This window comes from Kitasatospora sp. NPDC004799, assembly GCF_040609095.1.
GTDB lineage: Bacteria > Actinomycetota > Actinomycetes > Streptomycetales > Streptomycetaceae > Kitasatospora.
The window spans coordinates 1-25,093 of record NZ_JBEXJK010000004.1 but is presented as its reverse complement, the minus strand read 5'-3'; the positions used below and the strand labels follow the sequence as shown (position 1 = coordinate 25,093).

Genomic DNA, 25,093 nt, shown 5'->3' with positions numbered 1-25,093 from the left:
TTCGCGCCGCGAATCCTCAGCCTCGTACCGCGCCGAGAGGCAAATGGCAGGACGTCCGACTGTCCGACGGCCCTCCGCCAGTGGTTCGGCCAGTCACGTGCGGATTGAGTACTGAGCGGGCGGTGGCAAGCCACCGCCCGCTCAGTACTCAATCGCGGATTTTGCGGATGTGGACGGCGATCCGTCGCCCGTTCTCGTCGCAAGTGACAGTGATTCCGGCTGGGCGGCCGGTGAGCGCCTTGCCCAAGGCCGTGAAGGGGCTCAGTTGGGTGCTCCCTTCGTCGAAGGGCTTTCCTGACGTGATCTCGTACTCCTGCTCCTCGTCCTCGCCGTCGAAACACAGGGTCACCACGCGGCCAGGGCTGACGACGTCAGCCGGAGCAGTGCGGTCGCCGGCGAGGTAGGCCTTGAGGACAGCCGCACGGGCTTCCAGGTCGGCCTGCTGGTCCCGCTCGCGCCGGAGATGATCTGCTCGTGTTCGCGGCCCATCCCGGTGGTCGGACGAGGACTCCTGTTCCAGTCTTTTACGGATCTGCCCCAGCTCGTGGTCGATACGCTGCCCCACTGGCCCTGACAGGAACTCCTGTCGGGCCGTAACCCGAGAGGCAGGGGCGGGAATCTCGGGTGGGGACGCCAGGCCCGCCATCGCGGGCGGCGGTACGAAGCCCGGCCGGTCCGAGGTCTGTTGGGCGGGAATGCGGAACATCTCATGCAGTTGCCCCGGAGGGCCGACCTCGCGTTCGACGGCTTCCTTGAGCCGAGCCTCGGCGCCTGCCCGGTTCCGGTACCAGTCCGTGCCCCAGATCCGGTGCAGCTTCCACCCCAAGCCGGATAGCACGGACTCACGGAGACGATCCCGGTCACGGGCCGCCTTCGACGAGTGGTACATGGCACCGTCGCACTCGATCCCAAGCGCGTACCGTCCCGGCCGCCGAGGGTCGCGGATGCCCAGGTCGATCCGGTAGCCGGCTACGCCGACCTGGGGCCGCACGGTGTAGCCCCAGCCTTGCAGTACCTCCAGCACCGACTCCTCGAATGGACTCTCAGGAGGTAGTTCCGCCTCCTCCAGTTGCTGGGCCAGAACGGAGGGACCGTGCTTGGCGTACTTCAGGTAGCGGGCGAAGTAGCGGAAGCTCTCCCCTCCGGTTTCGGCGAGTTCGTCGGGGTCGAAGGAGGCGACGACCTCGACCCGGAACCGTGCCCGGGTCACCGCGACGTTGAGACGGCGCCAGCCACCCGCCCGGTTCATCGGACCGAAGTTGCGGGAGAACTTGCCGAACGGATCAGGGCCGTAGCCCACCGACATGATGATGACGTCGCGTTCGTCGCCCTGGACGGTCTCAAGGTTCTTGATGAAGAAGCCGTCCAGACGGTCCTCGGAGAAGTGGTCGTCCAGGTCGGGTCGGTCATGCCTGGCATCGTCGACGGCTTCCCGGATGGCGTCCGCTTGGGCCTGCGAGAGGGCCACCACGCCGAGTGAGAGGCCGGAACGGGTGTCGAAATGGTGGATCACCCGGCGGGCTACCTCCCTGGCCTCCAGCGGGTTGTTACGAGCGCCGACTCCGGGCTGATAGCAGCCGTCCGCCGCTCGCAGGAAGGCCACGCCCACGTCGGGGCTGTCGGCCAGCGCACCTGGGAATGTGGTCATCGATCGGTCGTAGAACTCGTGATTGCTGAAGGCGATCAGGTGCTCGTGGCGGCTGCGGTAGTGCCAGCGCAGTGAGAGGTTTTTGATCATCCCACTGCCCTTGGCCAGGGTGAGCAGGGACTCATAGCTGGTCGGTTTGTCCTCCGCCTCACCGGGGACCGCGTCATCCTCGTCCTCGTCCTCGCCCGCGGTGAAGAAGGCGGTCGGCGGGAGCTGGTTCTCGTCGCCCGCGACGATCAAGGCACGGCCGCGGTAGACGCAGTTGATGGCATCCTGCGGCAGTACCTGGGACGCCTCGTCGAAGATGACCACGTCGAACGTGAAGTCCGGCGGGAGCAGCCTACTGACCATCAACGGGCTCATCATGAAACAGGGTTTGACCAGTCGTACGGCCTTGTCCGCCTCGCTGAGCAGCGTGCGGACCGGCCTGTGACGAGTCTTCTTGCGGCCCTCGGTGTTCAGCAGTCTGGTGCCCGCGTCACGCAGGACACCAGGGCGACGGGCGTCGCAGGCTCGTGCCACCCGGATCCGTGCCTGCTCGAGCAGGACCTGGTCGACCTTCCGGAACTCCGTCACCCGGTCGTCCCGGTCCTGGGACCGGGTCCAGAGCAGTCGGCCGTCGTTCTCGATGACGCGGTCCGCCCATGAGCGGAGGACGGCCTTCTCGACGACGGCGCGGAAATCGTCCCGTTCCACGCCCGCCTTGACGGCCCGCGCCACCAGATCGTCGAGGTGCCGCGCATCGAGTACCCGTCGGCCGCGCAGATACGCCGCCCACTCGTCCGGCCCACCACGGTCGCCGTCCAATTGGGCCAGCAGCGCCTCGGCGGACACGAGGTCCCGCGTCAGGGCGAGTTGCAGCTGTTGCTCCCGCTCGGCGATGAACAACCCGGTCAGCTGGGCGCTCGCGCGGGACCACCCGGCCACGGCGTCCTCCAGCTCCGCATCTCGCCTGGCGCTGTGAAGCGCCTTCGTGCTCTCGACCGGGAAAACCTGGCCGGTGACGAGAGCACAGGCCGTCCGCAGCTCGGAGACCCAGGCGACGGCCGCGCGGAGAGCCGACGGATCGGTGGCGCGTCCACGGTAGAGAACCTCAAGGAACTGCCGGTCCTGTGTGGCGGGAGCTTCGAACTGCTCATTCGCCGCGACGGCGTCTGACACCAGCCTCAGGGCATCCAGCGCGCCGCGCAGGGTCCAGTCGGTGCAGCCCGACACCGAGCCCACGGTCTGCAGTACATCCCTCGCCGATCGGAGCGGCGGCAGCTGGTCCCGGCTCCACCGGGCGGCCGAGGCGATCGGTTCGTCCTCCAGTGTATAGGGGGCGCCGACGGCCGGTGGGGGGACCAGCGAGTCCCGCCACCGGGTGAGGATCTCCGCGGCCTGTGCCGCGGCGGTCCGCGCCGCGGCACGAGGACTTCCGCCGTGCGCGAGTTCTCCTCGCAGGGCCTCTGGGTTCGTCACCCGTGGCGCGAGATCCAGGATCTCCTCGGCGCGGGCGAGCAGGTCGGCGGCGGCGTCGAAATCGGTGCCCTCACCCTTCCAGAGGTGTGCCAGTGCAGGGCTCTCCAGCCGGGCCTCCTGCGTCAGTGCCTGCTGGGCTTTCTGCCATGCGACTGCGCTGGGCAGCGCGGCGATGACGCTCTTGGTGCACTTGCCCTGATCGGGAAGGAGCGTGCGGACGAGTCGGCGGTCGGTTCGGCGTCCGGCTGAGAACCGGCCGACGAAGGTCTGGTGAACGGTGGCGAAGCGCTGTGCGACCTCCTCCAGCGCCTCCTCCTCCAACACACGGTCGGTGAAGACCTGCTGGGCCTTACCGCGTGCCGCTCGTAGGTTGTCGATCGCCTCGGACAAGCGGGACAGGGCCGTCCGGGCAGCGCTGAGCCCTTCCGGGGTCAGCCAGCGGGCAGGCGGCTTCTGCGCGGGCGGGGCAGCCGAGAACGCGGCCAGCCGAGCCAGTCGGAGGGCGTCCTCGCAGGTGACCGGCTCCGGAACGCCGTACATCCGGGCGGCGCCGGCGGAGAGTTGGCAGGCCTGGTTCAGCGCATCGGCGTCGGTCGCCAGCTGAGCGATCAGGGCCTCGGCCTGGTCGGCTGTGAGGACCGTCAGGTCCAGTGTGGAGGATGGGAGGTTCGACGGTGCGGACCACTCGGTTGTTCCGGCACGCGATCCGGTCGATGTGAGATCCATCCAGCTGGCACCGAGCGCGTGCACTGCGCGTCGCTCTGACTCCACGGCGTGGGTGTGCCGTCCGATGAACGACTCGACTGCGGAAGTGAGGTGGGCGAAGTCCAGGCCCAGCCAGGAGACGGGAAGCACGGGGCGTTTCTCGCCCATGCGCAGTGCCTCGACCAGACGGGCTGCGTCGTGGAGGCCCTCCCACCCCATGGCGTCGAGCAGCACCGCGTGCGGGGCGAGAGTGCGGCGGATGCCGTCGAGCTCTTCCAAAGCCCGGTCCAGGGCCTCCAGCTCGCCACGAACGCCGGCCAGGTCCCGCCAAACGAAGGCTTCGCCCTCAACGGCGGGACGCCAGGATCGGGCGATCCAGCCAGCGGCCTCGGTGATCTGGTGCAGGACCTCCTCTGTCATCCCACCGGCGTCGAAGGACGGTTCCGGGCGCAGCGGATAGACCTTCTCCAGGAGGGCGATGCGGCCCAGAATCGTGTGGAGGGACGCACCGAGGCCAGCGCGGTGCTCGTTCATCGCCGCGGCGTAGCCGGAGAGTTCTTCGCGGAGATCCTTCGCCGCGGAGCGTTCGCCGTTTCTGGCTCCGGGAAACGAGCGTGAAGGGGCTTCGAGTGCCCTGCCGAGTTCCTGGGCGACCTGCTTTCGGCCCATGGTGTTGCTGTGCAGGGCCAGCACGTAGTCGTCGAGACCTACGTCCTTGAGCCTGTTGCGTACGACGTCGAGAGCTGCGGCCTTCTCGCTGACGAAGAGGACGGTTCGCCCCTGGTCGAGGAGCCCAGCGATGATGTTGGTGATCGTTTGGCTCTTGCCGGTGCCGGGCGGCCCGTCCATGACGAAGCTCCGGCCTTCGACGGCGGCGGCCACACACTGGCGTTGCGACGAATCGGAGTCCAGGACCAGCGGAGTCTGCTCGGGAGGCTGGAGCTGGTCGATCCGGTCGAGCGGAACCGGGTCGAAGTCGAAGGTGGCGGTGGGAAGGTTCGAGTTTCCGCCCAGGCCGATCGCGCGAACCAGGTGGCTCTTCAGGATTCGAGCCCGGTTGTCCTTGAGGTCGCGGTACATGGCCTCCTTGCTGGAGTTGAAGGCATCGAGCACGATCCGGTCACGGACCGACCAGCCCTCGCGCTTCGAGGCAATCCGCCGAACCTGGTCCAGCAGCGCCGGGACATCAGGGAGGTCGACCTGTTCCGGACCCGGCCAGTCGATCCCGAGCTCCTCCATCTTGATCGCCAAGGCCGGGTTGAAGGTGACTTCCTCGTCGCCGTTGATCTCCAGCAGGTACGAGTCGCCCTTCCACTTGCGGAGCGTCACGGGAACCAGCACCAGTGGTGAGACGACGTTCTCCGCCGACGGTGCCGGCCGCCACTCCAGGAAACCGACGCCCAGGTGGAGCACCCACAGGCCGTAGTCGTTGAACTTCTCCTTTGCGACGGTCACCAGCCGTCGCAAATGGCGGTCCTGCTCGGCCTGCGTCGCCTTGGAGGTAGTGAGTTCGATTCGTTGGGTGGGGCGCCTGGCACTGGTGCGGGAAGCCGGTGTGTCGATCGGCCGGCTCCCGGCCAAGGTCGCCGCTTCTCGTGCTGGCTTGTCGAGCTTGACGGGCAGGGCCGACCGTGTCGCTCCGGGGTCCGGTTCGGACTCCTTGACCGGCGCGAAGACACATCCGCCGGACAACCGGTTGAGGATGTCGGCCAACCCCGGAGCGGTGATGTCCATGCCGGCCTGGTTTCTGGTGCGGCGGTAGCTCACGAGCCGGTTTCGGAAGCCGAGATCGATGAGGGCTTTCTGCCAGTGGTCGAGCAGTCCCTCCAACGGGTCAGTGCCACTCCGGCTTCCGGGGCGTCGGTATTCCAAGCCGGACAACTCCGTTCTGTCATAAGGGGATGCGCAGGTGAGCGCGTTGGATGAGCCTAATGCGTGGTGCCGTGCCGAGGGCGTTCGTGGCTGATCTGAGACCCGGTGCCCGGCAGGTGCCGAGCACCGGACTGTGATCACCGGTTTGCCGTAGCGCCCACCGAGGGCGACCTGGACCGCCGTGCTGACCGTCCTCGCCACCCACCAGTTCTGGCGTCAGCGGTAGTCGGCGTCCCGGGGAGGCGGTCTGTGTCCCGCCTCCCCGGGACGCCTACTGCGGTGCCGGTGTTCTCGCCGGGCTACGGCCGAGGAGGGTGTTCATCACCTTGAGGGCCGCTCGCTGGCGTTGGGGCTTCCTCGACCATACGGCTGGGCAGACCACGCCGAAGAAGAACAGCAAGCCAACTACCAAGGTCGGAGCGGCCGAGATGACGGCGATGGTCGTGTTGCCCTGGAAGCCGGCCACCATCGGGCCTGCGGTCGTGGCTGTCATGGCTGTCGGCGCCAGCCATCGGGCCGAACGCCCGGGCCCGCCGCCACGTGTCGGGTTGGGGCCTTCACCGGACATGGGACCGCGCTTCGGTCACCGGTCCGTGGCCGCTGGTCTCTCGGCCGATCCGCAGGCGCCCGTCGTCGCCGGACCCCCACCGCGCCTTGCGTCGGCGCGCGATGTCGCCCATTCCGTCCCCAATCCGATAGCGGTGGCACCGTGCCCCGCCCTGGGGGTGACCGGTGCCTGGCGATGACGATAGCGCACTTTCTTTGGAAAGAATCTTTGGTGAGCTTTCTTGGAGATGTTTGGTTGATCTTGGAAATTAATGGGTGATGCACTAGGCTTGCCGCATGGCCACACCAGTGGAGGAACTCGAGCAACGCCTCGCCGCTCTGCGCGCCCAGCTGAGGGAGGCACGGCGCGCCGGTGATTCGACGGCGACCTCGCGGATCCGCAAGGAGCTGCGTGAGGTCGAGGCGGACTGGGAAGCCGTGCTGGACGAGGAGGAGTTGCAGTCGCTCCAGGATGCTTCCGCTGTCGCGTCGCCGCCGGCGCAGACCGAGCAGCGGCCGGTCAGCAGGGCGATCCCCGGAGTCATCCCGGTGCGCGAGCAGGTCTACCGGTCGCTGACTGTTCTCGGCGCGCCCGCCTCACCGAAGCTGATCTCTTCGGTGTACGAGGCGTTCTTCTCCGAACCGCTGGTCGCCACCAAGCTCGCCTCACTGCGTCGGGACGAGGAGCGTTCCTTTACCGTGCAGGGCTACTCCCGCCCCTACTACATTTGCGCCGCGATCAACCACGACCGCCTCACCGCGGCCCGTGGCCTGCTGGCGGTGTCGGTCTGGTCGTTGGAGCAGCGCCTGATCACTCCGCTCAGCTCGCGTGCTGACTTCCTCAGGCACGCGATCGGGACGGCCGAGCAGATCCAACGCCTCGGCAACGCGGGCCACCCACCGTCCGAGGCGGCGTGGCGGCTGCTGCGCCGCTTCGCGCTCACGATTCCGGGCGCGTACAGCGAGTCCTTGCGGCCCGACCCCGACCGGGTGCTCTCCGCCGCACGGGCCGAGGCGGCGGTCCACCAGGACGAGGGAAACCGGGAGCGGGTTGATGCCGCTCGCCGCGCACGCGAGCAACTCAGCGACGTGCAACAGCTCTTCGGTGCCAGGGGACTGCACGATGCCCTTCGTAGTGGGGGCGCGGCCCTGTAGTCGCATCGGCATCTCAGGAGATCGGCGCCACCCCGGAACGAAGAGAGACCATGCCTTCTCACTCACCCGAGCCGCCCGACCGGTTTTCCCAACTGCGCGGTGAGCGCCCGCCGGCGCCGTTCACCGCCCGTAAGATCACCGCGCTGACGGCGAATCCGGCCTGTTCCCGACGGTCCGTCCTGGACGCCTCAGGGGTCGACAAGGCCGTCCTGGCCCGGCGGTTGGGCTATGAGCCGCGCTTCGGTCAGTCGCCGTTCGCCATAGCGCGGGAGGAGGCGTTCAAGGCCACCGTGCGATGGGGTGCGTACGCTGAACTGATCAGGCTGCTGCGGGAGGACCTCGGCGTACCGGTCGAGGAAGCGAAGCTGCAGGACCTCGGCGAGGTCGGTGGGATCACCTCGCTCGATGCGAGGGAGCGCGAGACCCGCAGCGTCATCGAGCGCATTGCCGCGGGCGACGAGGAACGGTTGATTCTTCAGAGCCCGGTGCTCACCCTGGACGTGGCCGGCCGGTTGGCCTACCTGGAACCCGATGTCCTGACACACCGGATCGACGGGAAGTTCCACGTGGTGGCGATCAGGTCGTTTCCCGTGATCGACGGTCAGGCCAATCCGGCCGCGGTCGCCCAGACCGCGAAGCAGGCTGCCGTGCACGTGCTGGCCCTTCGACGTGCGTTCGCGGCCGCGGGCCTGGACGTCGAGCAGATCGCCGGCACCTTTCTGCTGGTCTGCCCAAAGGACTTCTCCAACCGGCCCTACCTTCGGCAGGTCGACCTGCGACAGGAACTCGACGTACTCGCCTTCCAGTTGAACCGGCTCCAGCGGGCCGAGGACCTCGCTCGGGACCTTCCAGTGACGGCCACCCTGGACACTGCCCGGGCCCCGGGCGAACTCCACGAGTCGGTGGGGCGGCTGATGGCTTCCTATGTTCCCGACTGCCTCTCCTTCTGCGAGTTGGCCCACTACTGCCGTGACGAAGCCGATACTCATGCGTACCCGGCGCGGCTCGGCAGCGCAGTCCGGAACAGCCTTGCCGGTATCGACTCCACCAGCACGGCCCTGGCCTACCTCGACGGGGGCCTCCTGGCCGGCGAAGAGAATGCCGAGACCGTTGAACTGCTTCTCGCCGCCGATCGCCTGCACCGGCTGCGTAGGGGGGAGACCGCATGAGCATGCTGTCCACGGTTGCGACGCTCCGTGCGATTCAGACCGGTAGGGCCCAGCCGCTGACCACGGTCCGCCACCAGCATGTGGACGCCCGGCCCTTCGTCCTGGTGCCGCTGACTCTTGCCGGGGAGGCCTGCGCACCACTCGCCGCGCTGGTGGGCACCGACCCGGAACGTCCGATCCTGTTGACGGTCCGCCAACCACGGGATCGAGTCCTGCGCTTCAGGTTCGTGGAGGAGCTGGCAGCTCTGCTTCTGCCGTACATCGCGGGATGCCTGGACGAGACCGAGACCTACACGACAGGCAAGGGAAAGGGCGCGCAGGAACGTGAGTGCGCCCTGCGTGCGCCGCAGCTCCTCGTCCCCAACGGTGAGGGCATCGCTTACGTTCGCCGGCTCGGCCGACTCACCCGGCTGCGCACCACCGAGGGGCCGCACGCTGTCCACCCGGACGTGCCGACACTCGGCAAGTGGCTGACGTGGCTCGCCAACCAGGCGGAGTTTCCGGGATCGAGCACGCTACTTGCCGTCAGCCGGATGCTCACTGCGCACTGGGCGACCGGCCAGAGTTCCACCGAGGATTCCCATCTGGCGGCCGTGGTGGCCTGGATCGATCCACCCGAAGGAAGCAGTGGGGCGGTCGCCGCTCGGGAGACCGAGAACCCGTTGGTGTGTCCACCGGCCGGACCCGCCACGGACGCAGGGTTCGACGTCGTTCTCGACGACCTGCTCACTCGTTACGCGGAGGCCGACGGCCGGGTGAGGGAACGGCTCGGTGAGCGCATCGACAGTGCCCTGCGGGAGCAGTTGCGACCGACCTGGGACCTGGTCTGGCGAGGGGCCGGCCTGGTACGTGCCCTGCCCGAGGGGAACCACGTCGAGGAGCGGTGGACCTACGACCGCCGTTGGTTCTCCGACTATGCCGTCTACCTGGAGGAACACGGTCATCCGCAGGGCAAGCGCGATCGTGCGGTAGGCGCGGCACGTCGGCTGGCCCGTCTGGAGGACGCCGTCTCGCGCTACCAGACCGAGCGGGCCTTCGACGACCCACTGGTGATGGCGGAGTACGAGCTGACCGGTGAGGCCTTCACCGGGACCGTCGTCGCCCGGGACGGGGACCGGTTCGTGCCCGGTGGGAAGTCGCCGCGGTGGCGTCCGGTGATCACCGTGCGCAGCGAGCACCCGGTGAGACTCACGGTCGGAGCCGAGGTGAGGTCGCCGGCCCGCCCTCTGCAGAAGGCCGAGATCATCGACGTCACTCCGTACGACGGGACGCATCTGGTGGCGCTCCAGCTCGCCGGAGGCTTCGCGAGCAAGCGAAAGCCGCCCGCACCGCCCGGCACCCTCGCGGAGGTGGGCGAGAAGGTGACCTACACGGTGCTCGGCGTCGGCTCAGTACTGGCGAAGCTGCCAGCCGAGGAGGACACTCCGTGGACTCACGGAGGACCGCCCCCGCCCTATGAACCGACAGGCGAGGATGCCGAGGAGGAATGGGCATGAACGGCACCACGATGGCGGCACCGATCCCGGCCGCGCGCACCGCTGCCGACGAAGCACAGGGGCCAGGCGTTCGAGCCGATCGTGCGGTTGCCGGCATCCTGGCCGACCTCGACCGGTCCACCGGGCGGGGCGTGGTCGTGGACTCCCCTCCCGGCGCCGGCAAGTCCACCCTGGTGAAGCGCGCCACCGGTCACCTGACGGGGGCCGGTCACCAGGTGATGATCGTCGCTCAGACCAACGAGCAAGTCGATGACCTGGTGGACAGCATCGCACGTGAGTACCCGGACCTGCGAGTGGGCCGCCTGCACAAGGCCGGCTTCGTCCTGCCACCGCGTGTGGCCCGGCACGCCAATGTCTCCGGCAACGACAAGATCGATACCCTGCGTGACCTGCCGGTCGTTGTCTCGACGGCCTCCAAGTGGGCGTACGTGGACGTGGAGAAATCCGGAACGTGGCGATGGGCGATCATCGACGAGGCCTACCAGATGCGCTCGGACCGTCTGCTCGCGGCGGGGCCACTGTTCGATGCCCCAGAGTCCCAGGTGTTGTTCGTGGGCGATCCCGGCCAGCTCGACCCGTTCGCAGCCGTGGACACCGACCGCTGGCACGGCCTCAGCTGGGATCCGCTGCGCAACGCCGTCGACGTCACCCTCGCCCATGAGCCCAACCTGCTCCGGCACCAACTGCCGATCTCCTGGCGGTTGCCGGCGATGGCCGCCCCCTTGGTGGCGGAGGCCTTCTACCCCTACTACCCCTTCGAATCGGGCACCACGGCGACCGACCGCGTACTGACCTACGGGAGCCTGCCGCACCGGCTGACCCCGCAGGACACGGTGCTCGCCCAGGCCGCTGACTCCGGCTGGGGTTACCTCGAACTCCCGGGACGTCACACCCTTGACCACGATCCTCAGATCGCCGAGGCACTCGCCGTGACGGCATCCCGACTGCTGGAACGGGGCGCGCTGGTCAACGGTGAACCGTTGGAGCAGACGCGGATCGCGATCGGCGCGGCGCGGACCATCCAGGTGGACGCGGTACAGGCCAAACTGGCGGAACTGGGCCTCAGTGAGATCACCGTCGACACGGCCAACCGGCTTCAGGGACGAGAGTTCGACGTGACCCTGGTCTGGCACCCACTGTCCGGCCGCCCGGACGCCTCCGCGTTCCACATGGAGACCGGCCGACTGTGCGTGCTGCTCTCCCGGCACCGGTTCGCTTGTATCGTGGTGGCGCGCGCCGGCATCACCGACCTCCTCGACCGGCACCCTCGAAGCAGCCCGATCCACCTGGACGTCCAGCCCAAGTTCCCGGACGGTTGGCGCGCTCACCAGGTGGTCATGACGCACCTGGAGCGCCCCGAGCATCGGACCAGGCTGCATTAGGAACTGGTCGACGTCGAGCGTCGGTGCGTCCGCGTACTGTGGTGCCACCAGGGTGAGGGGAGGGGAGCCGTTGCGCAGGGTGCCGCCGGAGATGTTCCGGTTCACGACGGGGGAGAAGGCTGATCTCTACGGCGCGATCCTCCAGGCCTTCGGTGCGGCCAACGAGCGGTTGGAGACGGCGCTCGGGCTGGATGACGTGCGTGCCCGGTTGCGGACGGTCGGCTGGCTCGACGCCGTCCACGACGACGATCTGCAGGATGCGCTGCTCAAGCTCAGGGAGTGGCAACTGCTGGACGTCGTCCAGAACCACGCGGAGAACTACCGCACCGCCGAGGAGTACGAGCGCCGAAACCTCCAGTACTCGCTGACCCGGCGCGGTGAGGCGGCGTTCGCCGGGGTCGAGCATGCCCTGTCCGTGCTCGCCTCGACGGGGGCGCTGCAGACGGCGGTGCTGGAGGCGATCACGGACCGGCTCGACGAGCTGTACGTCCTGCTGGGGGATGCCGCCTCCTCGGACCGTCGGGTCTTCACCACGCTGCAGGAACTGGAGGGCCACCTGGAGGCGCTGCTGGCCAACACCAAGGTGTTCAACGGCGAGTTGCAGCGTCTGCTGCGCGCCGAAGGTGCGGACCTGGCGACCTTCCGCGAGGTGAAGGCCGCGACGGTGGCCTACCTCCAGGAGTTCCTCGTCAACCTCGACCAGCGAGGCCGGACGGTGGCCACCGCCGTGGAGCGGGTCGAGGAGCGAGGGCTCGGCCTGCTGCACGAGCGGGCGCTGCGGGGCGCCGAGCTGCCGCCGGTCGCCGACGGCGATCCGGCGCCGGCCTGGCTGGAGCGGCGACGGGCCCGCTGGGAGGGCCTTCGGGCCTGGTTCCGGCCGGCCGACGGGTCACGACCCCGGGCGGAACAGCTGCACGACGTGGCGAGGAGGGCGATCGTGACGCTCCTCCAGGTCCTCGACCGGATCACCGAGTCACGGCGCCGCTCGTCCAGCGCCGTCCAGGACTTCCGGGAGCTGGCCCGCTGGTTCGCCGCGGCGCCCGGCGAGGACCACCTGCACCGCCTGTGGTCGGCCGCGTTCGGTCTCGGGCCGGCCCGCCACGCACATCTCGCCCACCCGGACCCGGAGTTGGTGCCCTCGTCGGCGACCTGGGCCGAGGCCCCGCCGGTGGAGGTCTCGACCCTTCTGCGCACCAGCGGCCGCACCGAGCGGTTCACGCGCACCGGGAAGGTGCGCGACATCGGTGGCATCAAGGCGGCCCGGGTCGAGAACGCCCGCAAGGAGCGCGCCGAACTCGAAGCGGCATGGGACGTCCTGGGCACCGGAGGTCCGGTGCGGCTCTCCGGCTTCGGGACGCTGGACCACACCGTCTTCGAGCGACTGCTCGACCTCCTCGGCCGGGCACTGGCCGTACGACCGGACGTCGACGGAGCGCGTCGGGCGGTCACCTCCGACGGCCGCGTCGAGATCGTGCTCCGGGCGCTGCCCGACGGCGGGCGGGCCGTGCTGCAGACGCCGCGGGGGGCGCTGGAGGGGCCCGACTACCTGGTGGAGATCCGCAACCCCTCGACCATCGTGGAGCCGGCGGGATGAGCACCCTCGCCAACCAACTGGTGCTGGCCGAGCGGCAGGACGTCGCCCGGGGCATCAGACTGCTACTCGGCCGACCGCTGATCACCGAACGCGGCGACCCGCCCGCCTTCGAGCTGATCCGCCGCCGCCAGGACCCGTTGACGAAGTGGTTCGACTACCACTGCGGCTGGCAGCTGGTGGTGGAGCCGCGCCTGGGGTACGCGCGGTTGTCCAAGGTCCGGGCAGTCCCGGACGGCTCGCGCCCAGCCCGCCGGCTGCGGTCCGGCAGGGCGCCGTTCGACCGCCGCCGCTACGTGCTGCTGTGCGTGGTCGCCGCCGAACTGCTCCCGGTCCCGGTCACGACGGTCGGCCTGCTCGCCGACCGCGTCGTCCAGGCCTGCGCCACCGACGAGGCACTGCCGCCCTTCGACACGGCGAGCAAGCCCGAGCGGATGGCCTTCGTGGACGTCCTCAAACTGCTGGAGTCCTACGGCGCGCTCCTCACCGTGGACGGCGTCACCGAGAGCTTCGTCGACTCCGCGCAGGCCAAAGTGCTGTACCGCGTGGACGCCACCGTGCTGATGCGGCTGCTCGCAGCGCCCGTAGGGCCGTCCCGGCTGGCCTTGCCGGCGGAGGAGGTGCCGCTGCGGTACGAGGAACTGCTGCGCGGCATCGTGCGCGAGAACCGCTACGGCGGTGCCGACGCCTCCGACGCCCAGCGCAACCTCCGGCTGCGGCACTCGCTACTGCGCCGGCTCATCGACGATCCCGTCCTCCACCACGACGAGCTCTCCGCCGACGAACTGGCCTACCTCACCTCACCGACCGGGCGTCAGATCGTCTGGCGCGCCGCCGAGCAAGCCGGTTTCGTCCTGGAGGAACGGGCCGACGGGCTGCTTCTCGTCGACCCGGACGGGATCGCCACCGACAGCCGCTTCCCGGACGACTCCGCGACGGCCAGGGTGGCCGCCCTGCTCCTGCTGGAACCGCTGACGGCCGCCCCGGGCGGGCTGACACCGGAACAGCTCACGACCGAGGCGAACACACTGCTGCGGCGCTTCCCGCAGTGGGCGAAGAGCTACCAGTCGGAGGACGGGGCCCAGCGCCTCGCGGCCGATGCGGTGCGCGTCCTCGGCGACTTCGGCCTGGCCCGTCGGATCGGCGACCGCACCGTCCCCCGCCCCGCGGCGTTCCGCTACCGGACCACCGTCGGCGACGACCCCGCAAGCTGACCGCCGTCGCCGACCGCCCGCAACCTGAGCAGAGAGTAACTCCGATGACCGTCACGGAAGTTCAGCCGTTCCCCGCCTCCCGAGTGGCGGCAGGGGCGCGCTGGCAGCCTGCCAGGGCGGGCATCCTCAACGTCTGGCGCTACTACGACGAGACCTTCACCTTCCACGAGGGCCGGCTGCTCCTGCGGGGACAGAACGGCACCGGCAAGTCCAAGGCGCTGGAGGTGCTCCTGCCGTTCCTGCTCGACGCCAGCCTGCGCCCCAACCGGCTGTCGACCTTCGGCGGCTCCGAGCGCACCATGCACTGGAACCTGATGGGCGAGGGCGCCTCGGGCAAGACACGCGTCGGATACGTGTGGCTGGAGTTCGTCCGCGACAACGGAGACGACGGCGGCCCCGGTCACTTCACCTGCGGCGCCAGGCTCCAGGCCAGCGTGCACACCACCGGTGTCACCGTCGACTACTTCACCACCGACGCGCGGATCGACCGCCCCGGCGGTCTCTCCCTGGTCAACGACGCGGGCCAGCCGCTCACCCGCGCAGCCCTCGCCGAAGCCCTGCAAGGTCGGGGCGAGCTGCACGGATCACCGGCCGACTACCGCAACACGGTCCGCAGCACGCTGTTCCCCGGGCTGAGCGAGCAACGCTACGACGCCCTGATCACCGCCCTGCTCCAGCTCCGCACCCCCAAGCTCTCCGAGCGCCTGGACCCGTCGCTGCTGTCCTCCCTGCTCTCGCGGGCTCTGCCCCCGCTGGACCGGGGCGAGATCACCGAACTCGCCGAGGGCTTCGAACGCCTCGACCGCCAGCGCGAACACCTGAAGACCCTGGACGACGAGGTGGCTGCGGCCACCGCCGTCGCGAACCAGCAACGCGGCTACGCCCAGCGCGTCCTGCGCGCCGGGGCAGCGGCGCTCATCTCCGCGACGACCGAGATGGACAACCTCGCCCGCGTCGCGAGGGACAGCGAGGAGGCGCACGACGAAGCCCTCCGTCGACGCGACGAGAGTCAGGAGGCGAGGGAGGAGCTCGAACACCGGCGACAGGAGATCGACGGCGCCATCGAGGGGCTGCTGGACTCCGAGGTCTACCGGCAGGGACAGGAGCTCGACCAGCTCCGCCGCAGGTCCGACCAGGCCGCAGGGACGGCCGACCGGCTCCGCGCCGCCGCCGACCGGAAGGCCCGCACGGCCGCCGAGGACGCCGAGCGCGCGGACGACGCGCGGCTGCGCTCCGAGCAGGGGGCCGAGCATACCCGCGCCGCCCGGGAAGACGCCCGGGGCGCGGCGCGGCGAGCAGCCATGGAGTCCCTCTGCACGGAGGTGCAGACGGTGCTCGACGCCCCACCGGGCACGTCCGGCGATACGGGGTCCGGCGACACGGGGGAGCAAGGGCGCACGGCTCGCCGCCTGCTGCGCGGTGCCGTCGCCTCGCGGCACGGCCAGGTCACCCGGGTGCGCGCCGCCCTCGAACAGCACGAGCGGACCGTCGAGGATCGGACGATGGCGGAGCAGCACCTCGACACGGTGCGCGAGCGCCTGGCCGAGGCGATCGCGCGGCGCGACGGGAACGCCCGCGCCTACGAGAGCGCCGTCGACGCACACGCCGGAGTACTGCGCCGGTGGGCGACGGCGGACTGCACCGAGTTGCACGTCGACGATGCCGAGGAACTCGCCTCCCGCGCCGCCGTCGAGACCGAGGTCCTCGTGCTGGTCGAGGCTGCCGCCCGCGCGGCGGAACGCGCCATCACCGCCGAGGAGACGACCGCCCGGGCCGGCCGGGACGGCGCCCGCGCCCGGCGCGACCGGCTCGCCGAGGAGCTGGAACGCACCGCGGCCGCGGCCGATCTGCCGCCGGTGCCACCCCGCACCCGCACCGCTGACCGGTCGGTTCTGCCCGGCGCGCCGCTGTGGCGCCTGCTGGCGTTCCGGCCGGAGGTGCCGCCCGCCGACCAGGCGGGCATCGAGGCGGCCCTCGAGGCGGCCGGCCTGCTGGACGCCTGGCTGACCCCCGACGACGGCATTGCCGTCGTCGGCCACGACACCCTGGCCGATCCGGCATCGGCCGTGCCCGTACCGGGCCCCTCGCTGCTCGACGTCCTGGCCCCCGAACCAGACGGTCCGGTGCCGGCCGGTCAGGTGCAGCGACTGCTTGCGGGCATCGCCTACGGCCCCACACTCCCGGCTGGCCACCCGGCCGCCGTCGCCGCCGACGGGAGCTGGCGGCTGGCGACGGCGGTCGGCTCCTGGGCCAAGGAGGAGTCCAGCCACATCGGAGCCTCGGCCCGGGAACGCGCCAGGCAGCGGCGCATCGCCGACCTCACCGCCGAACTGGGCGAGGCCGACACGACCGTCCAGGGTTTCGAAGCGCAGCTGCGCACCCTCGCCGACCGGAGGACGCGCCTCGGTACCGACCTCCGGTCCCGGCCGCACCACCGGGAGGTGGACCGGGCCAAGCGTGACTGGGAGCGGTCCGAGTCCGAGGTCGGCGCCCGCGAGGACACCGTACGCGAGGCCGTCGAACGGCTCGCGCGGCAGGAGGGCGCGGTCGCGATCGCACTGCGCGCCCTCGCCGTCGCGTCGGCCGAGCACGCCCTGCCGACCGAACGCGCCGCCCTGGACGCGACGGCCAAGGCGGTCGACGCGCTGCGCGAACTGGCCGACGTCTGGCTCGACTCCCACCTCGCCTGGGAGGCTGCCCGGCACGCCTGGGACACCGCCCGCAGCCACGCTGAGGTGTCCCGGGGCGCAGCGGCCGAGAGCCTGGGCGAAGCCGAGACCGCCGAGGCCACCGCCCGCGGGCTCCGGGCCACGCTCGAGGCCGCCGAGAGCACCGTCGGCGAGGACTACCGCCAAGTGGCCACCCGGATCAGTGACTTCCGCACGGAGCTCGACCGGACCCGCCAGGCGATCGAAGCCGGCACCCGGGCACTGATCACCCTTGAAGGCCGGATCGGCTCGCTGAGCGCCACCATGGCCCAGGACGCGGCCCGGCACGACGGCGCGGTGGCGGGCCGCAACGAGGCCGCCCGGAGCTTCCGCCGCCTCTGCGTCCTCGGATTCCCCGACGACGCGGGCCTCGGCCTCACCCTCACCTCCCTGGACGGCACGCGTGCCACCCTCGAAGCGGCGCGTGAGACCGCCGCCGCCTGGCCCGCCCTGCCGCACAGCGCCAGGAACCTCGGCGACTCCCTCAACCGCCTCTCCGAGGCCGTCCACCGGGCCCGGCAGAGCCTCAGCAGTCGCGCCGATCTCGAACTCGAAGCCGAGGAGGACATCCACGTCCTCACCGCCACCATCGACGGCATCCGCGTCGGAGCGACCGGTCTCCTCTCGATCCTCACCGGCGACCGAGACCGGAGCCAGGACGACATCACCGCCGCCGAGCGCAGCCTCTTCGACCGGACCCTCACCGGCGACACCCGCCGCCACCTCGCCTCCCGCATCCGCCAGGCCGGGGAACTCGTCGAGCGGATGAACGGCCACCTCGAACGGGTCCGCACCGCCTCACGGGTGGCCGTGCGCCTGGTGTGGCAGATCCACCCCGACCTGCCCGCCGGCACCCGGACGGCCCGCGAACTCCTGCTCAAGGACCCGGCCCGGATCACCGAGGCCGACCGCGAGGCCTTGCACGCCTTCTTCCGGGGCCGCATCGAGGAGGCCAAGACCCGTAACACGGCGTCCACTTGGGAGGAGCAGCTCGCCGACGTCCTCGACTACACGGCCTGGCACCAATTCGTCGTCAAGCTGGACCGCGCCAACGGTTCCGGGTGGCAGCTGCTCACCAAGAAGCTCCACGGCGCGCTCTCGGGCGGCGAGAAGGCGATCGCCCTCCACCTGCCGCTCTTCGCCGCCGTGGCGGCGCACTACGAGGCGGTGCCGCAGTCGCCGCGACTGATCCTGCTCGACGAGGTCTTCGTCGGCGTCGACACCGTCAACCGCGGGCAGGTCTTCGGCCTCCTCGCGGCGCTCGACCTCGACCTGGTGCTCACCTCCGACCACGAGTGGTGCACCTACCGAGAGCTCTCCGGCATCGCCGTCCACCAGTTGATCACCGGCGGTGACGGCGACGACGCCGTCACCAGCGCCCGCTTCACCTGGACGGGCACCGACCTGCTGCCCGGCGGAGACGAAGCGGACGGAGACGAAGCGGACGGGGACAAAGCGGAGGAGGCGGCATGACGGACCGCCACCCCCTGGACCTCCCCGAACTCCGCCCCCTCTGGTCGGCCGTCCACGACCGGCTGTCGAGCGGCCGCCCCGTCAGCCGGGTGCGGTCCGGACCGCTCGACGACGCCGGTCGCGAGGCGTTGGCCGACCTCCTCGGACTCGACCGCCTCCCCGACGCCGAACCGACGATCCCGCTGGCCGGACTCGACCGCGCCGTGCTGGAGGCCTGCGGCCGACCCGTCCGGGACGTGGTGGCCGTGCTCCTCGGCCCGGTCGAGGACCGGGCTGCCGAGCGCGAACGCAAGACCGGTCAGCGCGACGCCTTGTGGGGGTGGCTGGCCGGCCACGACGTGGTCACCGCCCAGCCCGTCCTCCTGGAGTGGGTCGGCCACTTGCGGACCAACGGACTCGTCGACGGCTCACCCGACCGTACCCGGGATCTCCTGACCGCCGCGCTGACCGTCCTCGCTGCACTCCCCGCCCACGGCGAGCCACTGCCGGTCCTCGCCGCACGCCTCCTCGACGGAGACTCCCACGCCCTCGACGACGGGACCCGACTGTCCGGCGTGGTCCTTCGCGCTCTGGTAGTGCTGTACGGCACCGACATGCCCGACGACGCCGAAGGGCGACGCTCGCTCTGGAGCCGAGCGGGCGTGGCCGACGACGAACTGTCCACCAGCGTGCTCGCGGTCGGACTGCGCCCCGACGGCGACGGCCCGGTCGCCGCGATCTCGCGCGTCTGCGCCGACGCCGGCCACCCCGTCAGTCTCACCCTCGCCCAACTCCGTACCCCCGGCCGCTTCACCGGCCCCCCGGGGCCGGTGCACATCGCCGAGAACCCCAGCGTGCTCGCCCTCGCCCTACGCCGCTTCGGTCCTCGCTGCCCGCCCCTGGTCTGCACCTCCGGCTGGCCCAACACCGCGGTGATCCACCTGCTGCGCCGGCTGGCCCGCGACGGCGCATTCCTGCGCTACCACGGCGACCTCGACGGAGAGGGCATCCGCATAGCGGCCCATGTCCTTGCCAAGACAGGAGCCGCTCCCTGGCGGATGTCATCCGACGACTACCGGAGCGCCGTGGCACGGGTTCCGTCGGGCCCCGATCCGGGGCGTCTCACGCCCGCCCCATGGGACCCGGTACTTGTCGACTCCATGGCCGAACTGCGCACCGCAGTCGTCGAGGAGGTAGTCGCCGACCTCCTCCTCGACGACCTGGCGGACCACCGCCACGGATAGGATGACATCCCGTTCGACGGGCCGAGGGCTACCACCAGCGCTTCGGCCTGGTCCACGTCGACTTCGACACGCAAAGGCGTACGCCGAGGGCTTCGTATGCCTGGTACCGCGACCTGATCGCCGGCCAACGTGCTGGTAGCGCACGGTAGTTGGCCTCGCGGTGGAGGTGTCACCTGCGCGGGGTGGCGCCTGTGGTCGGCGTGCGGCCCGGTGGCTCGTGGCGGCGGCGCCGGATCCGTGTCGCCGGGCCGCGGGCCGGGGCCTCCGGCAGTGTCGGGCGGGTGGTCAGGTTCTGCGTGAGATGGCCATGATGTACTCGCAGGGGGTGTCCGTTCGGTTGGCGAAGCCGTGGTCCACGTCGGCCTGGAAGAACAGGGAGTCGCCGGTGTTCAGGGTCTCGCTGATCCCGCCGATCGCGACGGTGAGGGTGCCTTCGAGTACCACGAGTTGCTTCTCCGTGCCCGGCGGATACGCGGGCAGGAGCTCGGTGGAGACCTGCGGGGGGAGGTAGTGGACGACCATCTCGGCTCGGCCCGCGCCCGGGGCCGCTGACGCGATGTGTCGCTCGAAGCCCGTTTCCGGGTCGCGGAAGACGGGGCGATCGCGCTTGCGCAGGACGACGGCCACGCCGGACGCGGCAGCGGCCGGCGCGCCGATCAGGTCCGAGAGCGACACGGCGAGCGCGTGGGCGATCCTGGACGCGACGCCGATCGTCGGGCTCTTCTCGCCGCGTTCGACCTTGGACAGCATCGCCCGGCTGACCGACGACCGTGCGGACAGCTGCTCCAGCGTCAGGCCCGCCGCTTCGCGGCTTCGCCGCACGTTGCCGCCGAACGCGCCGGCCAGGTCGTCGCCGTCCTGCGGTTCGGTCGCGTTTCCGTCTCGCTCGACCACCGTGCTCCTCGATCCCTGGGTGCCGCACTGCCCACAGTGTAGGGTGTCTTCGATAGGAGATTTTGTCTTCTATCGGAGACATGCGGTACGCGTCCGACATGACGGAGGGGTTCCATGCGTTTGATCTCGAGTGGCCGGCACCATGCCACGTTCGCATTCGGCGATCTGCAGGTGATCTCGTTGCGGGACGGGTACATCGACATGCCGCCGACACGGCTCCGCGACGAGGACGGGTGCCCGCTCGACGAGTTGCCGGCCGCTGTCCCGCTGGTCGGCGACAACCTGCGGCTGTCGGTCAACGCCTTCCTCGTCACCGACGGCACGCGGTCGCTCCTCATCGACACCGGCGCGTCCAACGTCTGGCACGACCCCACCATGGGATTGATCTACGACGCGCTCGACGAAGCGGGGATCGACCGCGCGCAGATCACCGATGTGGCCATCACCCACAGGCACGAGGACCACGTGAGCGGCCTGATCGCGCCTGACGGTTCGGAGGCGTTCACCGGACTCGAGCGGGTGTGGGTCGGGGCGGGCGACACCTCGGTGTTCACGGGGCGGCTCGAGCCCATCCGCGACCGGGTCGTGCCCGTGTCGGAGAAGGTCGCGATCAACGACTGGGCCACCGCGATCCCGACACCGGGCCACACGCCCGGTCACACCGTCGTCCACGTCAGGAGCGGCGCCGGTCACCTTCTCGCCTGGGGCGACACCGTTCACGTCCCCACGCTCCAGTTCGACCAGCCGAAGGTGTCCTGGGAGTACGACGGCGACCAGCCCCAGGCCCGCGCCGCGCGAGCGGACCTCCTCGAACAACTCACCCGGCCACACCACTTCGTAGCCGGAGCCCACCTCGACTCACCCGGCATCGCCCGCGTAACCGTCTCCGGCGACGGTTACGCGCTGGAATACCTCGCACCGTCGATCGGCTGATCCCCGCGGGTCCGCTGCTGCCAGGGCCGGCCGTTCAGCCGCCCGGTATCACGTTGGACAGCGGCAGGCCCTCGAAGAAGGCCACCGCTTCCTCGCGCCAGTGGGGGCGCCAGCTCTGGGCCTCGGCGCGGGCCGCGTCGGCGCAGCGGCGCATGTCGGAGCGGAGCTTGGCGTCCACGCCCAGCGAGCGGGTCAGTTCGCGGATGTGGTCGACCGTGTCGGCGGGGCAGTGCGGGTCGCCGAGCGCGGACTCCACCACGGCTCGCTGCGGCTCGTCCGCGGCGGCGAGCAGGGCGGTCACGGCGTAGCTGCGGCGGCCCGCGCGGAGGTCGGCGCCGGTGGACTTGCCGGTGGTGCCCTCGTCGCCGAACAGGTCGAGGTAGTCGTCGCGGAGCTGGCCGCCGATGCCGACCAGGGTTGCGTACCGGCGCAGCCGGGCGTCGTGGCGGGCCACGTCCTCGCCCGCGGCGAGCAGGCCCAGCCGCAGCGGGGCGAGTACGGAGTACCGGGTGGACTTGTACTCGCAGACGGTGTGCAGGAACTCCTCGTCCGGGAGCGGTCGGAGGTCGCGTTCGAGGTCGGCGATCTGGCCGGTGACCGTCTCGGCGGCGGCGTCGAGCTGTACCTCCAGCATCGCCTGGCGCAGCTCGGCGGGGACGTCCGCCTCCAGCAGGACCCGGATCGAGAGGAAGGCGGCGAGGTCCCCGGCCAGGACGGCCAGGCCGAGGGCGGTGCGGTCCGCCTCCGGGAAGTCCTGGCGGTAGGCGTAGTAGGTGGACGGGCCGCCGCGGCGCAGGGGCGAGTCGTCGATGAGGTCGTCGTGGACGAGCCCGTGGGTCTGGAGCAGTTCGATGCTCAGCGCGGCCTCGGCCAGGCCGGGGACCGGGTCGGTGGTCACCAGCCGGGCGGCCTCGTACAGGAGGGCGACCCGCAGCCGCTTGCCGCCGCGCAGTGAGAGGTCCCGGAGCAGTTCCAGGCAGCGGGGGGTGAAGCGGCTGAGCGGCGGGGTGTCGAGGCGTTCCGGCAGGGCGGCGAAGTAGGCCTCGAAGCGGAGGTCGAACCGGTGCCGGTGTCCGGCGGCTCGTTCGCGGGCGGCTGCCATGATCGTCTCGTTCACGCGGTCCACCCTCTCATCCGTACGGGCAGGCCCGCGCCGCCGGGTCGTGGCCGGGTCCGTCGGCGGACGGCCTCCGCCGACCCGATTCCGGAAGATGCTTCAGGAGCCCCGGCCTCCACGGTCCGCCGGCCGGCCGCCCCCACCGGAGGTCAGCGCGGGGCGGCCAGCGCGTGGAGCAGTTCGACGGTCTCCTGCTCGTGCGACGCGAAGGCCCCGTGGTCGCTGTGCCAGGTGAGCGTGCGGGTCGCGCGCGCGGCGAACCGGCGTTGCAGGTCCGGGTGCATGGCGCGGTCCTCGGTGCAGACCACGTAGGTGCTGGGCCGCCGGCGCCAGGCGGCGCTGGTCGTCGGCTGATGGCCGGGGGCCATCAGCTGGGGGACGAGCCCGGCGGTGTGGCGGGCGCGTTCCGCTGCGCCGAGCTGGGCATGGAACAGCCCTCCCGCGGCTTCGGGGTCGATCGTCGTGGTGCCGGCGGGATCGCCGCTCATGCTGGTCCGCAGGTCGGTGGGTGGTGCGCTCGCGAGCAGGCCGAGGGCGGTCTCGCCGTGGTCGGGCATCGTCGCGGCGAGGTAGACGAGGTGGTCGACCTTCTGCGGCGGAAGTCCGGTGATGACGGCACCACCGTAGGAATGACCGCACACGACGGCGGGGCCGCCCACGGGCAGCTGGTCCAGTGCGGTCTCGGCCGCGGCCGTGTCGGCGGCCAGCGAACCACGGTGCAGCTCGGCGACGGCCACGGCGACACCACGGGCCCGCAGCCCGGCCGCGACGCCGTCCCAGGCGTGGCCGGTGTGCCATGCGCCGTGCACCAGCAGCACTCCGCGGGGTGTCCGGGAGGGCGAGGGAAGGATCATGACGGACCTCTCTCGGTGTTCCATTGATCGCGGAACAGCGGGAGGGGAATGCGGACAGCACGCCCTCACAGCCGTTCGACCATAAGAGGCACGGGCCGGGAGAAAGGATTCGGCTCCGCCCGGAACCCTCCGTCAGCTCCGGTCGGCGCGTGCGCCGGCGGTGCTGACCATGTGGGGAACGACCGGACCGGGGCCGGCCTGACGCCGGCCCGGCCCACCCGGGTCAGGAGGCCATGGTCAGCCCCGCCGAGGCGCCGCCGCGGCTGAGGACGACCGACCGGATGTGCTCCAGGGCCTGGGCGTAGTCGCCGCGGCCGGGGTCGTGGCGGACGGCCTCGGCCAGGTCGAGGACCCGGTAGGGCGGGCCGAGGTCGGTCAGCTGGGGGAGGAACTCGGCCTTGGTGACGGTCCATCGCTGTCCGGGCCGGGCCGGCGGCGAGAAGGTGAACCGGGCGATCGAGCTCCAGTTCCCGCGCGGGTCCTCCGCGCCGCTGTGGTTGAACATGTGTCCGGCGAGCTGGTCGCCCAGACCGTAGACCGTCCAGGTGTCGTTGATCTTCTCGTAGGCCTGCGGGATGTGGGCGTGGGTGCCGAGGACCAGGTCGATGTCGGGCCGGCCGGGGCTCTGCCCGGCGGACAGCTCGCGGGCGAGCGTGAGCTGCTGCTCGTCCGGGGCGTCCTGCCACTCGGTGCCCCAGTGGAGGCTGACCACCACGATGTCCGCACCTCGCTCCCGGGCGGTCCGCGCGTCGGTGAGGATCCGCTCCCGGTCGATGAGGTTGACCGCCCAGGGCCGATCCTTCGGCAGCGGGATGCCGTTGGTGCCGTACGTGTAGGCGAGCTGGGCCACCGTGGCGCCGCCGGCCGTGAGCAGCACGGGGCCGCCCGCCTCGTCGGCGCTGCGCGCGGAGCCGGTGTGCTTCAGGCCGACGGCGTCCATGGCGTCGAGCGTGCGTCGGATGCCGTTCGCTCCGTCGTCGAGGGTGTGGTTGGAGGCGGTGTCGCAGGAGCTGTAGCCGGTGTCCCTGAGCGCCCGGGCCACCTGCGGGGGCGACTTGAACGACGGGTAGCCGGTGAAGGGCCCGCCGTCGGGGCCGTACACCGTCTCCATGTGGCAGATGGCCAGGTCGGCGGCGGTGACCACCGGTTTGATCCCGGCGAGCATCCGGGTGAAGTCGTAGCCGTCGCCCCCGGCGTCCTCCCGGGCCTGCCGGATGATCTCGGTGTGCGGCAGCACGTCCCCCGTCGCGACCAGGGTGAACGGCCGGGGACCCGGCGGGGTCGGGGTGGCCGCGGGCTCCGGACTCCGCGTCGGCGACGGAACGGCCTGCCGTTCCTGCGGTGCCCCGCACCCGGTGAGGGCGAGCAGCAGGGCGGTGGCGGCTGTGAGGATCTCTCGGCGCGGAAATCGCATCGTCGGCTCGTCCCATGATCGGGGGATGTGACGGTCCGACTATGCGAGCCATGGATCGGGACGATGCGGAACCCGCGCCCGGAGATCACCCGACGGGGCCAGCCGCCGTCGTGCGACGGCGTGGTGCACGGGGACGACCACAGCGGGGAGGGGGGGGCCCGGCCGGGGCGGGGGCCCCCCCGGGGGGGGGGGGGGGGCGGGCGCCCGGGGGGCGGGGGGGGGGGGAGCCGCCCCCCGG

15 protein-coding genes are annotated in these 25,093 nt (G+C 70.9%); 10 read left to right on the top strand and 5 right to left on the bottom strand.

Annotation, left to right across the window (positions count from 1 at the left end; all coding sequences use genetic code 11):
• Positions 1-148: 148 nt before the first annotated feature.
• Entirely contained in the window at positions 149-5,644 is a 5,496-nt protein-coding gene (locus tag ABZW03_RS01125) for a DUF4011 domain-containing protein (RefSeq protein WP_355250201.1), read from the bottom strand.
• 885 nt (positions 5,645-6,529) lie between these two features.
• Between ABZW03_RS01125 and ABZW03_RS01120 the strand changes: the two genes are divergently transcribed.
• From ABZW03_RS01120 to ABZW03_RS01080, 9 genes are all read left to right on the top strand, one after another.
• Positions 6,530-7,387 carry a hypothetical protein gene (locus ABZW03_RS01120; RefSeq protein ID WP_355250198.1) on the top strand — a complete coding sequence of 286 codons (858 nt, stop codon included), beginning with the start codon at positions 6,530-6,532 and terminating at the stop codon, positions 7,385-7,387.
• A 50-nt stretch (positions 7,388-7,437) separates the two neighbouring features.
• A complete protein-coding gene (locus ABZW03_RS01115) occupies positions 7,438-8,556 on the top strand; it encodes a hypothetical protein (RefSeq protein ID WP_355250195.1) in 1,119 nt (372 codons plus the stop codon).
• Positions 8,553-10,052, top strand: coding sequence for a hypothetical protein (locus ABZW03_RS01110; protein WP_355250192.1), 1,500 nt, complete (start codon positions 8,553-8,555; stop codon positions 10,050-10,052). The genes ABZW03_RS01115 and ABZW03_RS01110 overlap by 4 nt, the downstream gene beginning before the upstream one ends.
• Positions 10,053-10,063: 11 nt before the next feature.
• A complete protein-coding gene (locus ABZW03_RS01105) occupies positions 10,064-11,434 on the top strand; it encodes an AAA family ATPase (RefSeq protein ID WP_355250312.1) in 1,371 nt (456 codons plus the stop codon).
• 91 nt (positions 11,435-11,525) lie between these two features.
• A complete protein-coding gene (locus tag ABZW03_RS01100; RefSeq protein WP_355250189.1) occupies positions 11,526-13,028 on the top strand; it encodes a TIGR02677 family protein in 1,503 nt (500 codons plus the stop codon).
• The gene (locus ABZW03_RS01095) at positions 13,025-14,239 is read left to right on the top strand and encodes a TIGR02678 family protein (RefSeq protein ID WP_355250186.1); all 1,215 of its coding nucleotides are present in this window, start codon (positions 13,025-13,027) and stop codon (positions 14,237-14,239) included. The genes ABZW03_RS01100 and ABZW03_RS01095 overlap by 4 nt, the downstream gene beginning before the upstream one ends.
• Positions 14,240-14,283: 44 nt before the next feature.
• Positions 14,284-18,420 carry a TIGR02680 family protein gene (locus ABZW03_RS01090; protein WP_355250183.1) on the top strand — a complete coding sequence of 1,379 codons (4,137 nt, stop codon included), beginning with the start codon at positions 14,284-14,286 and terminating at the stop codon, positions 18,418-18,420.
• Positions 18,417-19,643, top strand: coding sequence for a TIGR02679 family protein (locus tag ABZW03_RS01085; protein WP_355250181.1), 1,227 nt, complete (start codon positions 18,417-18,419; stop codon positions 19,641-19,643). The genes ABZW03_RS01090 and ABZW03_RS01085 overlap by 4 nt, the downstream gene beginning before the upstream one ends.
• Before the next feature lie 47 nt (positions 19,644-19,690).
• A complete protein-coding gene (locus ABZW03_RS01080) occupies positions 19,691-19,792 on the top strand; it encodes a hypothetical protein (RefSeq protein ID WP_355250309.1) in 102 nt (33 codons plus the stop codon).
• A gap of 136 nt (positions 19,793-19,928) precedes the next feature.
• Here ABZW03_RS01080 and ABZW03_RS01075 read toward each other — a convergent pair whose 3' ends face one another.
• On the bottom strand, positions 19,929-20,537 hold the full coding sequence (locus ABZW03_RS01075; RefSeq protein WP_355250178.1) for an XRE family transcriptional regulator: 609 nt from the start codon (positions 20,535-20,537) through the stop codon (positions 19,929-19,931).
• Between the two features lie 114 nt (positions 20,538-20,651).
• On the opposite strand from ABZW03_RS01075, the gene ABZW03_RS01070 reads away from it, so the two are divergent.
• The gene (locus ABZW03_RS01070) at positions 20,652-21,470 is read left to right on the top strand and encodes an MBL fold metallo-hydrolase (protein WP_355250175.1); all 819 of its coding nucleotides are present in this window, start codon (positions 20,652-20,654) and stop codon (positions 21,468-21,470) included.
• A gap of 34 nt (positions 21,471-21,504) precedes the next feature.
• Here ABZW03_RS01070 and ABZW03_RS01065 read toward each other — a convergent pair whose 3' ends face one another.
• From ABZW03_RS01065 to ABZW03_RS01055, 3 genes are all read right to left on the bottom strand, one after another.
• Positions 21,505-22,572 carry a polyprenyl synthetase family protein gene (locus tag ABZW03_RS01065; RefSeq protein WP_355250307.1) on the bottom strand — a complete coding sequence of 356 codons (1,068 nt, stop codon included), beginning with the start codon at positions 22,570-22,572 and terminating at the stop codon, positions 21,505-21,507.
• A 164-nt stretch (positions 22,573-22,736) separates the two neighbouring features.
• Positions 22,737-23,441, bottom strand: coding sequence for an alpha/beta hydrolase (locus ABZW03_RS01060; RefSeq protein WP_355250173.1), 705 nt, complete (start codon positions 23,439-23,441; stop codon positions 22,737-22,739).
• Between the two features lie 223 nt (positions 23,442-23,664).
• Positions 23,665-24,855: a CapA family protein gene (locus ABZW03_RS01055; RefSeq protein WP_355250170.1), complete on the bottom strand. Its 1,191-nt coding sequence runs from the start codon at positions 24,853-24,855 to the stop codon at positions 23,665-23,667.
• Between the last annotated feature and the right edge of the window lie 238 nt (positions 24,856-25,093).